Annotated in this window: 12 protein-coding genes; 1 reads left to right on the forward strand and 11 read right to left on the reverse strand. The window is 49.0% G+C overall.

Features of this window, described 5'->3' with window-relative positions:
• Positions 1 to 7: 7 nt before the first annotated feature.
• From gmhB to ACOJUN_RS07780, 11 genes are all read right to left on the reverse strand, one after another.
• The gene (gene gmhB, locus ACOJUN_RS07730) at positions 8 to 568 is read right to left on the reverse strand and encodes a D-glycero-beta-D-manno-heptose 1,7-bisphosphate 7-phosphatase (RefSeq protein WP_422136079.1); all 561 of its coding nucleotides are present in this window, start codon (positions 566 to 568) and stop codon (positions 8 to 10) included.
• A gap of 130 nt (positions 569 to 698) precedes the next feature.
• Positions 699 to 2816, reverse strand: a complete 2118-nt coding sequence (gene glyS, locus ACOJUN_RS07735) for a glycine--tRNA ligase subunit beta (RefSeq protein ID WP_422136080.1) — start codon at positions 2814 to 2816, stop codon at positions 699 to 701.
• Positions 2816 to 3781, reverse strand: a complete 966-nt coding sequence (gene glyQ / locus ACOJUN_RS07740; protein WP_422136081.1) for a glycine--tRNA ligase subunit alpha — start codon at positions 3779 to 3781, stop codon at positions 2816 to 2818. Before glyQ ends, glyS begins: the two co-directional genes overlap by 1 nt.
• A 220-nt stretch (positions 3782 to 4001) precedes the next feature.
• Positions 4002 to 5450 (reverse strand): TrkH family potassium uptake protein, encoded by a 1449-nt coding sequence (locus ACOJUN_RS07745; RefSeq protein WP_422136082.1) that lies wholly within the window; start codon positions 5448 to 5450, stop codon positions 4002 to 4004.
• Between the two features lie 405 nt (positions 5451 to 5855).
• Positions 5856 to 7373, reverse strand: coding sequence for an IS1182 family transposase (locus tag ACOJUN_RS07750; RefSeq protein WP_422132798.1), 1518 nt, complete (start codon positions 7371 to 7373; stop codon positions 5856 to 5858).
• Between the two features lie 133 nt (positions 7374 to 7506).
• Entirely contained in the window at positions 7507 to 8880 is a 1374-nt protein-coding gene (gene trkA / locus ACOJUN_RS07755) for a Trk system potassium transporter TrkA (protein WP_422136083.1), read from the reverse strand.
• On the reverse strand, positions 8877 to 10253 hold the full coding sequence (rsmB, locus tag ACOJUN_RS07760) for a 16S rRNA (cytosine(967)-C(5))-methyltransferase RsmB (RefSeq protein ID WP_422136084.1): 1377 nt from the start codon (positions 10251 to 10253) through the stop codon (positions 8877 to 8879). The genes trkA and rsmB overlap by 4 nt, the downstream gene beginning before the upstream one ends.
• Positions 10253 to 11200 (reverse strand): methionyl-tRNA formyltransferase, encoded by a 948-nt coding sequence (gene fmt, locus ACOJUN_RS07765; RefSeq protein WP_422136085.1) that lies wholly within the window; start codon positions 11198 to 11200, stop codon positions 10253 to 10255. Before fmt ends, rsmB begins: the two co-directional genes overlap by 1 nt.
• 126 nt (positions 11201 to 11326) lie before the next feature.
• Positions 11327 to 11836: a peptide deformylase gene (gene def / locus ACOJUN_RS07770; RefSeq protein ID WP_422136086.1), complete on the reverse strand. Its 510-nt coding sequence runs from the start codon at positions 11834 to 11836 to the stop codon at positions 11327 to 11329.
• 280 nt (positions 11837 to 12116) lie between these two features.
• A complete protein-coding gene (locus tag ACOJUN_RS07775) occupies positions 12117 to 13148 on the reverse strand; it encodes an ABC transporter substrate-binding protein (RefSeq protein WP_422136087.1) in 1032 nt (343 codons plus the stop codon).
• The gene (locus tag ACOJUN_RS07780) at positions 13145 to 13546 is read right to left on the reverse strand and encodes an ABC transporter substrate-binding protein (protein ID WP_422137052.1); all 402 of its coding nucleotides are present in this window, start codon (positions 13544 to 13546) and stop codon (positions 13145 to 13147) included. Before ACOJUN_RS07780 ends, ACOJUN_RS07775 begins: the two co-directional genes overlap by 4 nt.
• Before the next feature lie 169 nt (positions 13547 to 13715).
• Between ACOJUN_RS07780 and ACOJUN_RS07785 the strand changes: the two genes are divergently transcribed.
• A complete protein-coding gene (locus ACOJUN_RS07785; protein WP_422136088.1) occupies positions 13716 to 14624 on the forward strand; it encodes an SPRY domain-containing protein in 909 nt (302 codons plus the stop codon).
• Positions 14625 to 14688 lie beyond the last annotated feature (64 nt).

Genomic DNA, 14688 nt, shown 5'->3' on the forward strand with positions numbered 1-14688 from the left:
ATCTTGTTTATCCTTGAATACTGACCTGTGACGGTTCGAGAATAAAGCGGGTAAATGCAGCCAGGTCTTCAAATACTGGTACATTATGGAGGCCTTCCCCTTTATTCATCGTTCTGACACCCTTGCCGGTTTTCACCAGAGCTACATTGCACCCCATTGCCTGCCCTGCCTGAAGGTCTCTGAGAGAATCCCCGACCACCCAGGCAGATGATGCGGGTATGTTCAGGGCTTCTTCGATCTGTTCAATCATGCCAGGCAAAGGCTTTCTGCAGCGACATTGATCGTCAGGGCCATGGGGGCAGTATCGAATACAATCTATCTTGCCTCCTTCCAAGGCTAACAGATCCAGCATTTTCTGATGCATGGCCTCAAGGGTTTCTTGAGTAAAGTAACCTCTGGCAAGGCCTGACTGGTTGGTTGCAATGGCAATGGAATACCCTGCCCTGCTCAGTCTGGCGATGGCTTCAATACTGCCTGGTAGAGGAATCCACTCAGCCACCGAACGAATGTAGTGATCGGAGTCTTTATTGATGACTCCGTCGCGGTCAAGAATGATCAGTTTACTCATAATTTCAGTCAGCAGGCTTCATACCTGAAAAACTTTTCCAAAAGATAGAAAAAGTGCGGCATAAATGCCGCACTCCACTTTATCAAGCTTTAGTCAGAATTTCTGCAACAAAGGCAGTCCCGAGTGCAACCTACAGTAATGAAATATCCGCAACGTGTAAGAAAAGGCTGCGTAATTGTTTCAAAAGAGCATAGCGGTTCAAACGAACCTGCTGATCTTCAGCATTGACCAATACTTCATCAAAGAAGCGGTCTACAGAGTCCTTCAGTGGCGCCAGACTTTCCATAGCGACTGTGTATTGTCTCTGTTCCAGAATCGGTGCAGCTTTTTCTTTACTGTCGGCCAGCGCTGTGGCCAGAGCCTTTTCTGCGGCTTCTGTCATCAGTGCAGGGTCAACGGAGTCAGGAATGACCAGATCTCCGGCTTTTGCCAGAATGTTGGAAACACGCTTGTTGGCTGCAGAAAGGGTTTCGGCTTCGACCATCTGACTAAAGCGATGCACTGCCTTGACACGTTGATCAAAGTCGAAGGGGCGGGATGGTTTCAGGGCCTTAACAGAAAGGAAGACTTCAACAGGAATCTGTTCGTCATGATACCAGGAGCGGAAACGCTCCAGCATGAAATCCAGAACAGTTTCTGCCAGCTCTTCATTATTTGCTAAAGCTTTTCCGCTGGCTGCTGGCAGCTCAACCCCTTGTGATTGATAACCTTCGACAGACTGATTAATGAGATCACGCAGGTCCAGATCCAGCTTCTTCTCAACAATAATTCGCAGGACACCCAGGGTGGCCCTTCTCAGAGCAAACGGATCTTTATTGCCTGAAGGTGGCTGATTGATGCCAAAGATGCCGGTGATGGTATCGATTTTGTCAGCAATCGCTACGGCACAACCTGTCAGGCTAGAGGGTAGCTCATCACCTGCAAAGCGTGGCATGTACTGTTCGTTCAGAGCGAGGCATACCTCTTGTGGTTCACCATCGTTTGCACCGTAGTATTGCCCCATGATGCCCTGCAGCTCCGGGAATTCCAAAACCATTTCTGAAGTCAGATCTGATTTGCAGAGTTCTCCGGCTCGGACAGCCAGCTGTTCCTGCCCACCTTCCTGTTTAGCGATAAAACCCGCCAGTTTTGCAATGCGGTCGCTCTTATCGAACAGCGATCCCAGCTGTGCCTGGAAAACGATGGGTTTCAGGGTCTCCCTGCGTGCTTCAAGCGTGTTTTTTTTGTCTGTATCAAAGAAAAATTTGGCATCTGCGAGGCGAGGTCTTATTACCCGTTCGTTACCGGATACTACGTGTTCAGGCTTCAGGCTCTCGATATTTGCAATGGTTATAAAATGGGGAAGCAATGTTCCTTCCCGAGATAGCTCTTTTGACAGGACGTGGAAATACTTCTGATGCTCCTTCATGGAAGAAATCAGGGCTTCAGCAGGGACTTCCAGGAATTCTTCATCAAAACGACCGGACAGAGCAACAGGCCACTCATTCAAAGCGGTCACTTCATCCAGAAGGTCTTCATCGATAACCGCTTCGCCACCTAATCCGGCAGCCAGCTCCGTTACCTGTGTTTTAATGAGACTGCGTCTTTCTTCAAAGAGAGCCATCACCTTACCCTGCTCTTTCAGAAGGTTCTGATAATCGGCAGGCTGGTTAATGGTCAGAGGCTGGTTCCCATGGAATCGGTGGCCTCGAGTCTGGTTACCTGATTTCAGGCCCAGAATTTCGCAATTGACTACCTCTCCACCCATTAGCATGACTAACCAGTGGACAGGGCGAACAAACTCGGTGCGCTGCGCACCCCAGCGCATTCTCCTGGGAATAGGCAGTTCATTGAGAGACTGACTGACCATGTCTGGCAGCAGTTGAGTGGTGTCGGAACCTTGCTGAACCCCACGATAGACAAGCCAGGCACCTTTATCGGTTTCCAGCCTCTCCAGCTGGTCGACAGACACTCCATTAGAACGGGCAAAACCCTCGGCTGCTTTAGTGGCCTTGCCTTCTGCGTTGAAGGCGGCTTTTATAGCAGGGCCGCGGCGCTCAAGCTGCTGATCAGGCTGAGCCGTTTCCAGCCCTTTTATCAGCAAAGCCAGACGACGAGGTGCGGCAAAGGCTTCATAACTGTCAAAAGACAGCTGAGCACTCTTCAGGCGATCAACAATGCCGCGAGTGAAAGCATTGGAAAGGCTTTTAAGCGCTTTTGGAGGCAGCTCTTCTGTTCCCAGCTCGACCAGGAAATCTTTCTGACTCATTACTTCTTCTCCTGTGTCTTGCTGTCTTTCAGACTGGCCAGAACTTCTGAGCGGATATCCTCACTGGCCAGCGGGAAGCCGAGGTTATGGCGAGCGTCAAAGTAGGCTTTGGCTACAGCTCTGGCGAGCGTTCTGACTCGCAGAATAAAGCGTTGACGCTCTGTCACCGAGATGGCGTGGCGGGCGTCCAGAAGGTTGAATGTATGGGAAGCTTTCAAGACGTACTCATAGGCAGGCAGAGGCAGGCCAGCTTCGACCAGACGTCTTGATTCACCTTCATAAAAATCGAACTGATGGAACAGTTCCTGAGTGTCAGCATGTTCAAAGTTGAAAGTAGACATCTCTACTTCCTGCTGATGGAAGACGTCGCCATAAGATACTGTGCCCTGTGGGCCTTCAGTCCAAACCAGATCGTAGACGTTATCAACACCCTGAATGTACATGGCCAGACGCTCAAGACCGTAGGTGATCTCACCAGTCACCGGATAGCACTCAATACCACCCACTTGCTGGAAGTAGGTGAACTGTGTGACTTCCATGCCATTCATCCAAACCTCCCAGCCCAGACCCCAGGCGCCCAGTGTGGGGGATTCCCAGTTGTCCTCTACAAAGCGAAGGTCATGCACCAGTGGATCAATGCCCAGCTCTCTCAGGGAGTCCAGGTAAAGTTCCTGAATGTTATCCGGAGAAGGTTTCATTACCACCTGAAACTGATAGTAGTGCTGAAGACGGTTTGGGTTCTCACCATAACGACCATCTGTTGGACGACGGCTGGGCTGCACATAGGCAGAATTCCAGTTTTCCGGACCGATAGCGCGAAGGAACGTCGCTGGATGGAAGGTGCCTGCACCCACTTCCATGTCCAGCGGCTGCATAATGACACAGCCCTGGCGAGCCCAGAACTGCTGAAGGGCCAAAATAAGGCCCTGGAATGTCTTGATATCAGGCGTGCTTTGAGAAGTCACAGTACTACCTCATGGAGGCTCAAATTAGGCTTTAATTTTCTGGAAACAGCAGCGGATTATAACGTTTTGGCTCTGGAGCGGATACCGTTGTATCCCTCTGGAAATGAGGTCGTTGTGAATAAGAGGGTAATAATATCCGGAAAACTCCACGGGACAGGATCATGGAGTTCTGAAGAAAATGTGGATAAGCTGTTAGCTGTTGTGAATAACTTTTCCCGTCTCAGTATTTCCAGAATGTGGGTGTGAATAGTACCAGCAGTGTGAAGATTTCCAGACGACCCAGCAGCATGGCAAAACAGAGAATCCATTTCGCGGTATCAGGAAGCGTGCTGTAGTTTTCGGCGGCTTCTCCCAGGGCGGGGCCCAGGTTATTCATGCTGGAAGCGACGGTAGAAAAAGCGGTAGTCAAATCAACACCCGTTGCCATCACAGCCAGTATCATAACGGCAAACAGGAATACATAGGCGGCAAAGAACCCCCAGACCGCCTCACCGACTCGGCTGTGAACAGCCTTGCCACCGAGTTTGATGGAGTAAACGGCGTTAGGATGAACCAGACGACGAAGTTCTCTTACACCCTGTTTGAAGATCAGCAGTACACGAATCACCTTAATCCCTCCTGCCGTCGAGCCTGCACATCCCCCGATAAAACTGGTCATAAAGAGAAGAAGTGGCAGGAATGTTGGCCAGGCTGAGAAACCGCTGGTGGCATAACCGGTCGTCGTGGCAGCAGAAACCACCTCAAAAATACCGTAATCGAGGGAGTCTGCCAGATCATAAGTGGCAGAGAAGTAGAGCCCTGCCACTGTAATCAATGAAACCACCAGAAGGATCAGCAGGTAAGTGCGAAACTCAGGGTCTTTCCAGTAATGGTAAGTAGATTTATTGCGCCAGGCGAAAAAGTGGAGGGCAAAGTTAATACCGGCTACCAGCATAAAGAAAGTAGCCGTGGCATTAATTAGTGGTGATTCAAAATAGCCAATACTGGCATCGTGGGTTGAGAATCCACCAATGGCTATGGTCGAAAAGCTATGGCTCACAGCATCAAAAAGGTTCATACCTGCCAGCCAGTAACCCAGGGCACACACTGCCGTTAATGTCACGTAGAGCAGCCAGAGTGCTTTCGCGGTTTCTTTAATTCGGGGCGTCAGCTTGTTGTCCTTTATAGGTCCCGGCGTTTCTGTCCGATAAAGCTGCATCCCTCCGACGCCCAGCATAGGCATGATAGCGACAGCCAGAACAATGATCCCCATGCCTCCCAGCCACTGCAGTTGCTGGCGATAAAAGAGGATCGATTTGGGCAGGTGATCGATGCCCGTCAGTATCGTAGCGCCAGTGGTGGTCAGGCCCGACATGGACTCGAATAGGGCATCAGTGACGCTGAGTCCCGGGTCTGTCATTAATAAAAGTGGCAGGGAACCCATGCCTCCCAGGACCACCCAGAAAAGAACAGTGATAATAAAGCCGTCACGGGGGCGAAGGTCCGATTTAATTTTTCTGAAGGGAAACCAAAATAAGAAACCGATAAGAAAAGTCAGAAAAAAAGTATATAAAAACAGTGAAATTTCAGATTCCCCATAGATCATCGCCACTGCCAGAGGTGGAAGACTGGAGAAGCTGAATAGCATCAAGAGAATACCCAGGACGGGCAAAACGACAGAAAACTGCATAAGACCCTGTTTTTCTAGTTATACAGACAACGGCCATGCCGTCTGATTCAATTATCAATAAGTACACAAGACTGGTACCACCCCATCGGACCCCCCAGATGCGGTAATACCTCCTAGGAGCCTGACCGAGAATAGACTGCCCTACTGCGGCGGCAGCAAATTGGTCTGAAAATCCGCTTTTGTTCGTCAAATAGCTCGCTATTCTCCTCACAAAACCGAATTTTCATACTCAATTTTCTGCCGTCCTCGCTACGGGCGCTATTCTCGGTCAGGCTCCTAGGAGCCTGACCGAGAATAGCGCAACCAGACCAACAGAAGTTTTCCCAAATCTTAAAATGAGCAAAAAATATCCAATTATTAGTGGGATTTTGCTCATTTTTGCATATTTATGCCTTCTCACAGCCTCTATGCTGCCTTTTTAGCCTCTTTCAAATCTTCGAGACGGATTGACCTCGTGGAAGCCGCTTTTACAAATTTTTTGATATTATGCGCAGTGCATACCAGTGAAAATTCCGCTGAAACTTTTTCTTTGCCGCGGAGACTGAACCCTCGGAAACCAGATTCTTTTATCTGTCCAAATGGTGGCTCCGCAATAACTTTACGACGCTCATATATGGCTTTCGCACCGGCTGTCTCCATTTTCTTATTCATAGCCTGACGTGCTTTTTCAAACTTATCGGTACGGATAACCCTGCCAGCCTCTTTCTTTGAATCACTGCAATTCCGACGATAAGGGCATTCCCTGCATACCGTCTTGTTTGCCCGGTAGCTTTTTCTTTTGCTTTTGCTGGCCGGGTTCGTTACCAGCTTTTCCCCTGCCGGACAGATAAATACATCAGCTTCGGAATCATACGCAAAATCCGCTTTGACAAACTTCCTGTCAGAGCTTTCAAGGTCGTCAGCGGCAGGCTTCTCCGCCTTGTCGGTTGCGATATAGGCATCAATCTCATGTCGCTCGACTGTATGTAAGTTTGACCCTGAAAAGTAACCATTATCCATACTCCACTTATCTACAGCCGCGCCATCAGTGGCTCCTGATAATGCCCTCAGCGCCGGCTCCACTTCCTGTACATCGTTGGCGTGTTGGCTGACATGCTGGCCAACAATGATCTGGTTATCGGAATCAACTGTAATTTGAGCATTGTAGCTGTACTCACAATACCCCTTCTTGCTCATCACGCGGGCATCGTGATCTGCAAAACTGATCTGCTTTTTGTCGTCTATTGGTTTGTCTGGATTTAAAGCTTTTTCACGTTCTTCAAGTGCTTTCTTGGCCTCTTTGATTTTTTTCAGGCGCTCTTCTTTAAACTGGAGGTCTTCAGGAATGCTGTAACCATTGGTTGCTTTGTAGGCGTCATCTTCTTCCTGATCACACTGACTGGCTTTTTTGATCAGCTCATCCACTTCGGCACTGAGTTCTGCCTCTTTCGCTTTGAGCCTCCCGTAGCTCATGGCCTTGTGTTTTGAGCTGTTGGCTTTGAACTTGGAGCCGTCCAGGCTGATATGACCCAGTGATGCCATTTTGAGTTCAATGGCCAGTTTGACTGACTGTTTGAAGCAGTCATGGAAAAACGACAGATTATCCTTACGAAAGTCACCAAGAACCCTGAAATTCGGGCAGTTCATTTGTGAGATATACATGAACGCCAAGTCTTGTCGACACCGTCGCTCAATCTCACGGGAACTGAAAACACCATGGCTGTACGCGTAGATCAGAATAGCGACAATGAGCTTTGGAGGGTATGCGTGCTGACCAAGGTGGTGATATTTTTTTTCGACTTCAGACGTATTAATGTTCTGAAAAATGCTTTCATAAATAAAACAATCATGATCTTTGGGAAGCAAATCGAAAACGTTGGTTGGGAACAGCAGATGCTGATCAAACTCAACAGGACTGTCCTTAAACTTTGGTGGTGGTGACATTTGGCATAATCAGAGTTGGTTTAAGGCTTATCATAACAGATAAGCCTATTCTCGGTCAGGCTCCTAGTCATGGGTGTCATTTTTCAAGTCTGGTAAAAAATAAACCGCTGACTCTAATGTCGAAATGTATCGTTTAAAAGAACCCCAGTCCAACCTGAAAGAGTTGTTCTACTTCGTGAATACGTTTCTTGTTGGTCAGGAACAGAATGATATGATCCCCGGACTCTATACGAGTAGTGTCGTGTGCAATCAACACTTCATCGTTTCTGACTATGGCTCCGATGGTTGTTCCGGGGGGCAGCACGACCTGTTGAACCGTTTTACCGACGACTCTGGATGAATTTTCATCGCCATGGGCAATGGCTTCAATGGCTTCTGCTGCACCACGACGAAGTGAGTGAACATTGACAACGTCCCCTCTTCGTACGTGTTTAAGAAGACTGCCGATGGTGGCCTGCTGTGGAGAAATCGCAATATCTATCTCGCCGCCCTGGACCAGATCAACGTAGGCAGGGTTATTGATCAGGGCCATGACTTTTCGGGCGCCCAGTCGTTTAGCCAGCATAGCGGCCATGACGTTGGCTTCATCATCGTTGGTCAGGGCACAAAAGACATCCGTCTCTTCGATGTTTTCAGAAATCAGCAGCTCTTTATCGGATGCATTGCCATTGAAAACCATGGCTTTGATCAGCGTCTCAGACAGGAACTGACAGCGCTCCATATTCTGCTCAATGATTTTTACCTTGAAATCATTTTCAGCCGACTGAGCAAGGCGCAAACCAATGTTACCGCCACCGGCAATGATGATGCGTTTGTAATCATCATCCAGCCTCTGCAGTTCACTCATGACAGCCCGGATATGACAGCGGTCGGCGATGAAGAATACTTCATCGTCGGCCTCGATCACTGTGGTCCCCTTGGGCATGATGGCCTTGCCACGGCGGAAAATTGCAGCCACACGGGTGTCAACGTTGGGCATATGTTCACGCAGGTAGCGCAACTCCTGCCCGACCAATGGACCGCCATAATAGGCTCTCATGGCCACCAGCTGGGCACGGCCATCGGCAAAGTCGAGAACCTGAAGAGCACCGGGACGTTCAAGAAGGCGTCGAATGTAGTTGGTCACCACCTGCTCGGGGCTGATCAATACGTCGATGGGCATAGCATCATCGCCAAACAGTTTATCCCTGTTCAGATAAGCCGCCTGACGAATACGGGCAATCTTGGAAGGTGTGTGAAACAGGGTATAGGCAATCTGGCAGGCCACCATGTTCACTTCATCGCTGTTGGTTACCGCCACCAGCATGTCAGCATCATCAGCACCGGCCTGTTTGAGTACAGAGGGGAAGGAGGCCATACCCTGAATAGTCCGGATATCAATACGATCCTGCAACTCTCTGAGAAGCTCTCCGTTGGCATCCACTACCGTGATGTCGTTCTCTTCACTGGCCAGGTTTTCAGCCAGGGTTCCGCCTACTTGTCCGGCACCGAGAATGATGATTTTCATAGACTTTCCTGATGGCTTTTTATTGGCTGAAGGCTGTTTGTCTGCTCAGAGTGCTCAATGGTTTCGTCAGAATCATGGTCCACTTTTTTCAGCAGGCTGTAGAAAAAACCGTCACCTGAACCGGGCAGAATCTGTCGGCCAAAGCCGGTATCCAGTCCCCATTCTCCTGGAAAGGGTTGCAGTTCGGCGTCTTCCTGATGTTCGAGGAAGGCGGCAATCTGTTTGCTGTTTTCAGCAGGCATGATGGAACAGGTTGCGTAGAGCAGTGTGCCACCGGGCTTGAGCAACGACCACATGGTATTAAGAATCTTGCCTTGAAGCTCAGCCAATGCATCAATGTCTTCGGGTTTGCGAAGCAGTTTAATATCCGGATGGCGGCGGATGACACCGGTTGCCGAGCAGGGGGCGTCCAGCAGAATATGATCGTAACTCTGTCCATCCCACCACTGCTCTGGCTGAGCACCATCACCGGTCATGAGTCGGGCCTTCAGGCCAATACGATCCAGATTTTCCTGCACACGAGCCAGTCGCTTCTCATCTATATCCAGAGCATCGAGTTCAATGCCCGGGAACATTTCCAGCAGCTGGCAGGTTTTGCCTCCCGGAGCACAGCAGGCATCGAGAACCTTGTCACCTTTTTTGACAGGCAACAGGTTTCCGGAAAGCTGAGCAGATTCATCCTGAACACTGACCACACCGTCCGAAAAGCCGGGCAGCTGATCCACCGGGAGAGCCCGCGTCAGGGTTATTGCCTGGGGAGACACCCGAGAAGACGAAGCCTGAATGCAGTCATCCAGTAATTTTTTCAGGTATCGATCACGCTTTAAATGCCGCTCATTGACCCGCAAGGTCATAGGTGGAGACTGATTATTGGCCCGGGTGATATCCTGCCAGTGCCCGGGCCAGGCATTGCGGATTTTGCCGACCAGCCATTGGGGGTGAGCTGTAAGACAAATGTCGTTGGATTCAGCCAGTGCATTGAGCGCTTCTTCCTGACGCTGTGCAGAACGCAGAACACCATTCACAAGACCTCGGGCCCAGGCTTTACCCATCATGCGGGTGACCTGAACGGTCTCCCCAATAGCGGCGTGTGCCGGAATGCGGGTGTAGAACAACTGGTAGAGCCCCACCAGAATCAGACTGTGAATCGTCTGCTCTTTTGCTTTCAGCGGTTTGTCCATCAGGGTGCTGAGCCAGCTATCCAGTCGAAAATAGTAACGCAGTGTGCCGTAAGAGAGCTCTGCCAGAAGCGGTTGGTCTTTCTTGCGCAGGGCTTGCTGATATTCAGGTAATACCTGGCTCAGGGATTCACCGGAAACAACGCGGCTGATTACTTTGGCTGCCGCCAGTCGAACGGAAGATTGCTTGGCCATCAGTTGAATTTTTTCCCGGGTACAAACATATCCCTGCGGCTGTTGAGCAGGTCCTGCACTGGCATGGCACGGCTGCCAGATAACTGCACGTTAGTGAGACGCAGTATGCCTTCTTCAGTAGCAATATCCAGGCCTGATTTGTCAGCCTTGATCAGGGTGCCGGGTGCCAAATCATGGTTTCCTGTAACAGGCTTTGCCTCCCAGACCCGAATGGCATTACCTTCCAGCTCTGTTGTCGCCACTGGCCAAGGGTTGAATGCCCGTATCATACAATCAAGATCAGTTGCTGATCTGTTCCATTGAATACGGGCTTCCTCCTTGCTCATTTTATGGGCGTAACAAGCATTACCATCATCCTGCTTTTCTGCACGGATAGTGCCTTGAGCAATAGCATTGACGGCTTCAATCAGAGCCGGCTGCCCTACTTCGATCAGACGGTCATGCAAATCGGAAGATGTGTCTGTTGTGTGAATCGGACAGCGGGCTTTAACCAGCATATCGCCAGTATCCAGACCTTCATCCATCTGCATGATGGTGACACCGGACTCTTCATCACCCGCAGCAATAGCCCGTTGAATAGGAGCTGCTCCACGCCAGCGTGGCAGAATTGATCCATGCACATTGATGCAACCAAAGGTTGGAATCTCCAGAACACTTTTCGGAAGTATCAAACCATAGGCCACTACAATCATCAGATCGGGTTTGAGCGCAGCGAGTTGTTCCCGGGCTGCGTCATCTTTTTTCAGAGATTGTGGCTGAAACACCGGGATGTCATGTTGCAACGCCAGCGCTTTCACCGGGCTGGGCTTGAGTTTTCTGCCTCGTCCCGCCGGTCTGTCGGGCTGGGTGTATACGGCAATGACTTCATGCTGACTGTCCAGAACCGCCTGAAGGTGGGCGCTGGCAAAATCCGGAGTACCGGCAAAGACAATACGAAGACTTTTCATTAGGTTTTCTAAAGGCTCGACAGAACGATTGGGATGGCGGCGATGATAGATAAAGTAAGGGCCTGAGTAAAATCTGAGTCCCCCGGAGCGGCTTTTCCTGTATTATCCGGGAGATCATCAGAGTCATTAAGCTGTGGCAAGGCGCTTGTTCTTCACCAGCTTTTTGCGAATACGTTCTTGCTTCAGTCGGGACAGATAGTCCACAAACAGTTTGCCATTCAGGTGATCCAGCTCATGCTGTACGCAGACAGCAGCCAGACCATCCAGGTCTTTTGAGTACTCGTTTCCGTCTCTGTCCAGTGCGGTCAGACGAATCTCAGCCGGGCGATCCAGCAGCTCGAAGAATCCCGGGATGGACAGGCAGCCTTCAGACAGATCCGTCAACTCTTCGGTCAGAGGTTCGAATGTTGGATTGATCAGAACCATTGGTTCGTTGCCATCATCGGAAAAGTCCATCACCACTATGCGCAGATGAATATCGACCTGAGTGGCTGCCAGACCAACGCCTTTGGATTGGTACATAGTTTCCAGCATGTCATCGACGATTTTACGAATATCGTCGTTTACCTCGGCCACGGGCTCAGCAATAGTGCGAAGTCTTTCGTCAGGGTATTGAAGGATTTCCAGAAGCGCCATGGGGATTCTCAAGCTGTTTCATTAAATTAAAAAGTAATTTTAAATTTCTTTTAGGTATATAGGTAGTTTTAAGTGCGAATGTTCCATTTTTTAAGTGCTTATTGACGGATAGGCGATGAACTTAAGGAGGAGCTATCTGTGTTTTGAGCGCCGTTATCAGGAGAAATGATTAGATGACTGCGGGCTTAGCAGGAGTGTGGCATCGGAGTGTGATTTCCATGACCGTGCCAGGAGGCTGGTAATCAGTCAGATATCGGCAAGCAATGTTAAATTCCGGTGCTCAGGGCTTTTGCCACCAGGTGCTGAAGCTGGTGGTGTATTCCGGCAGTTGCTCAGGCCAGCCAAATTTGTCCCAGTGAGCCACCCTCATGTAAGTGGAGTGCCACTTCGGGATGCCATAGTAGTTCCACAGTAGCACCCGGTCCAGTGAGCGTGTCAGGGTTTGGAGTTCTTGTTGTGAATTCACTTCAGTCAGTTTCTGAAGGAGTTGATCTACGACCGGATGGTCAATGCCGGCAAAATTTCTGGAGCTGTTGTCATGGGCCCGGCTTGAATGGAAATAATCGAACAGTTCCAGGCCTGGCGAGAGTGTCTGCGGCAGTAATTGTGCAATCATATCAAAGTCCCGGGATCGCATTCTGGCGTAATACTGGCTGGAGTCCATGACCGTGTATTTCATGGTGATTCCTATGGACTCGAGGTTTTTCTTGAAAGGCAAGAGATAGCGGTCAGTAGCGTGAGTGGTTTCAATAAACTCAAAAACAAAAGGTTGTTGAGTGATGTTGTTGATCAGCTGATTGTTTTTCAAGGTCCAGCCTGCCTCTTTCAATAAGGAAAGGGCTTTCCTCTTTTGTGTTCTTAGCTGTCCATCTCCTGACGTTATGGGAAGGAGAAATGCCTGACTGACAATCGGGTTCGGTAATGAGGGAGTTAATGACGCTAGTAGCTTCTGCTCTGCGGAGGTTGGCTTATCAATAGCTCCCAGAGAACTGTTGGGAAAGTAGCTGTGAGAACGACGGTAGGTATTATGAAAGATCACCCGGTTCGTCCATTCATAATCAAACATCAGGGTAATGGCCTGGCGAACCCGTATATCCCTGAATAATGGACGACGGGTATTGAAAAAGAAAAAGCTGCTGCCATAAGCCATCTGATGGGGAATGGTTCGTTTTTTTATTCGCCCGTCGATGACAGCGGGGAAGTCGTAGGCGAACTGCCAGTTCTTGGCGACGACTTCAAGATGCAGATCGTGTCCATCGGATTTAAAGGCTTCCAGGGCTACCTGAAAATCGCGATAGAAATGTATGTTCACTGTGTCGAAATTATATTTTCCCTTGTTAACGGGTAAGTCCCCCAGTAATCCTCGACCCTTGAGAACACAATCAGCTTGCCGGGTTCCACATGACTGACTCTGTAGGGGCCGCTGTTTAAAGGTGGAGTGAGGGTTGATTTATCGATGGCCCTGTTCTTCCAGAAGTGGGCTGGCAGAACGGGAAGCTCCGCTGCGTGGAATAGCTGTTGGCGGGAACCCGACTGTTTAAAGTTAAAGCGGACTTTTCTCCGGCCCAGTGCCTCCACCGAAGCAATGGAGTCCAGCTGCATTTTGTATCGGGGGCTTCCTTTTTCACTGAGGGCTTTGAATGAAAAGATGACATCTTCCGAGGTGATCTCATGCCCGTCATGGAAACGGGCTTCGGAGCGAAATAAGATGCAATCATGTGATTTTCAAATATATATCACATTCGAATTAATGGTTGGCACGACTTATTAACTTTTTGAAATCGGAATGTTATCGATGGAGTGGTGAAAATTGGGGCAAAAAAGGAACTTTTTCAATTTAAAGCTATCTAAATAAATATTAATTCAAGGGAATGTAATTATGAATCCATCAAGCCGTATTTCACAATATTTGTCGTGTTTGCCAATATCGTGTCTAAGCTCCAACTCTCAGACCAGTCAAGCAACCACAGCTGGACATGGCAATGCATTCTGGGAAGGAAGGAAAGTCGATCAAATGGTCCCATTGCAGGTGTGTAGTTATACATCACTATCTTTAAAAGCCCTGGAATGTCAGGATGATACTAATCTCTTCATTCCCACCATTTGGGATCGAGCCAAAAGTGGTGACAATCTTGATATCTTAAGTGATGAGCCAACAAAACTAGTACGCTTTGACTCTGGATCGAGTACAGATATTGCCATGTCGGATACCGGCTTTTCAAAAGGCATTCATATTCTGGACATTGAATGGCCGACATTGAGGCGAGGCTCTCATCCGGTGATTGGGGTTGCACTGGAAGGAACTCCTAAGCATGGAAAAGCTTACACAAACCTTCTTGGTAGCACGGAGTCCTCATGGGGCTGGAACATAGAAAACAACAAACTGATTCATAATGGCCAAACGATAGGCAATTACCCCAAAGACGAATCAAACAGTACATTTAATGCGCCTGAAAAGATAAGTTGCATAATAGATATGAATGCTGGAACGATAGGCTTCAAAACCAACGGGAAATATTTGGGAGATGCGTTTTCGGGGCTAAAGCATAAAACCGTTTTTCTGGCTGTGAACGTTGTCAGGTCATACGCAACAATCTCTGTCAAATATATCAAAGGCTCAAATACCCCCCTTTCGCTACAAGAGCTGTCAAAGCTGGCAGTAAGAAGTCGGGTTCAATTTGAAGAGCAGATTGCCCACCTTCCTACCGCTCCACCATTAAAGAGATTCATTGCTGATAAAGAAATGACAGACGACGTTGAGGGTAACGATAGCAATAGTAGCCAGTAAAGCATATAACCTTTGCTGGCTGCTTTAACAGGTATTTTCATTACTTTATTCTCGACTAATTGAA

The sequence above is a fragment of the Endozoicomonas sp. ALD040 genome, assembly GCF_049275945.1.
GTDB lineage: Bacteria > Pseudomonadota > Gammaproteobacteria > Pseudomonadales > Endozoicomonadaceae > Endozoicomonas_A.

Coding starts and splice junctions, on each gene's coding strand:
- rsmB (WP_422136084.1), bottom strand. CDS start 10,253: ATGGCCAAGCAATCTTCCGTTCGACTGGCGGCAGCCAAAGTAATCAGC.
- ACOJUN_RS07745 (WP_422136082.1), bottom strand. CDS start 5,450: ATGCAGTTTTCTGTCGTTTTGCCCGTCCTGGGTATTCTCTTGATGCTA.
- gmhB (WP_422136079.1), bottom strand. CDS start 568: ATGAGTAAACTGATCATTCTTGACCGCGACGGAGTCATCAATAAAGAC.
- def (WP_422136086.1), bottom strand. CDS start 11,836: ATGGCGCTTCTGGAAATCCTTCAATACCCTGACGAAAGACTTCGCACT.
- fmt (WP_422136085.1), bottom strand. CDS start 11,200: ATGAAAAGTCTTCGTATTGTCTTTGCCGGTACTCCGGATTTTGCCAGC.
- ACOJUN_RS07785 (WP_422136088.1), top strand. CDS start 13,716: ATGAATCCATCAAGCCGTATTTCACAATATTTGTCGTGTTTGCCAATA.
- glyS (WP_422136080.1), bottom strand. CDS start 2,816: ATGAGTCAGAAAGATTTCCTGGTCGAGCTGGGAACAGAAGAGCTGCCT.
- ACOJUN_RS07750 (WP_422132798.1), bottom strand. CDS start 7,373: ATGTCACCACCACCAAAGTTTAAGGACAGTCCTGTTGAGTTTGATCAG.
- trkA (WP_422136083.1), bottom strand. CDS start 8,880: ATGAAAATCATCATTCTCGGTGCCGGACAAGTAGGCGGAACCCTGGCT.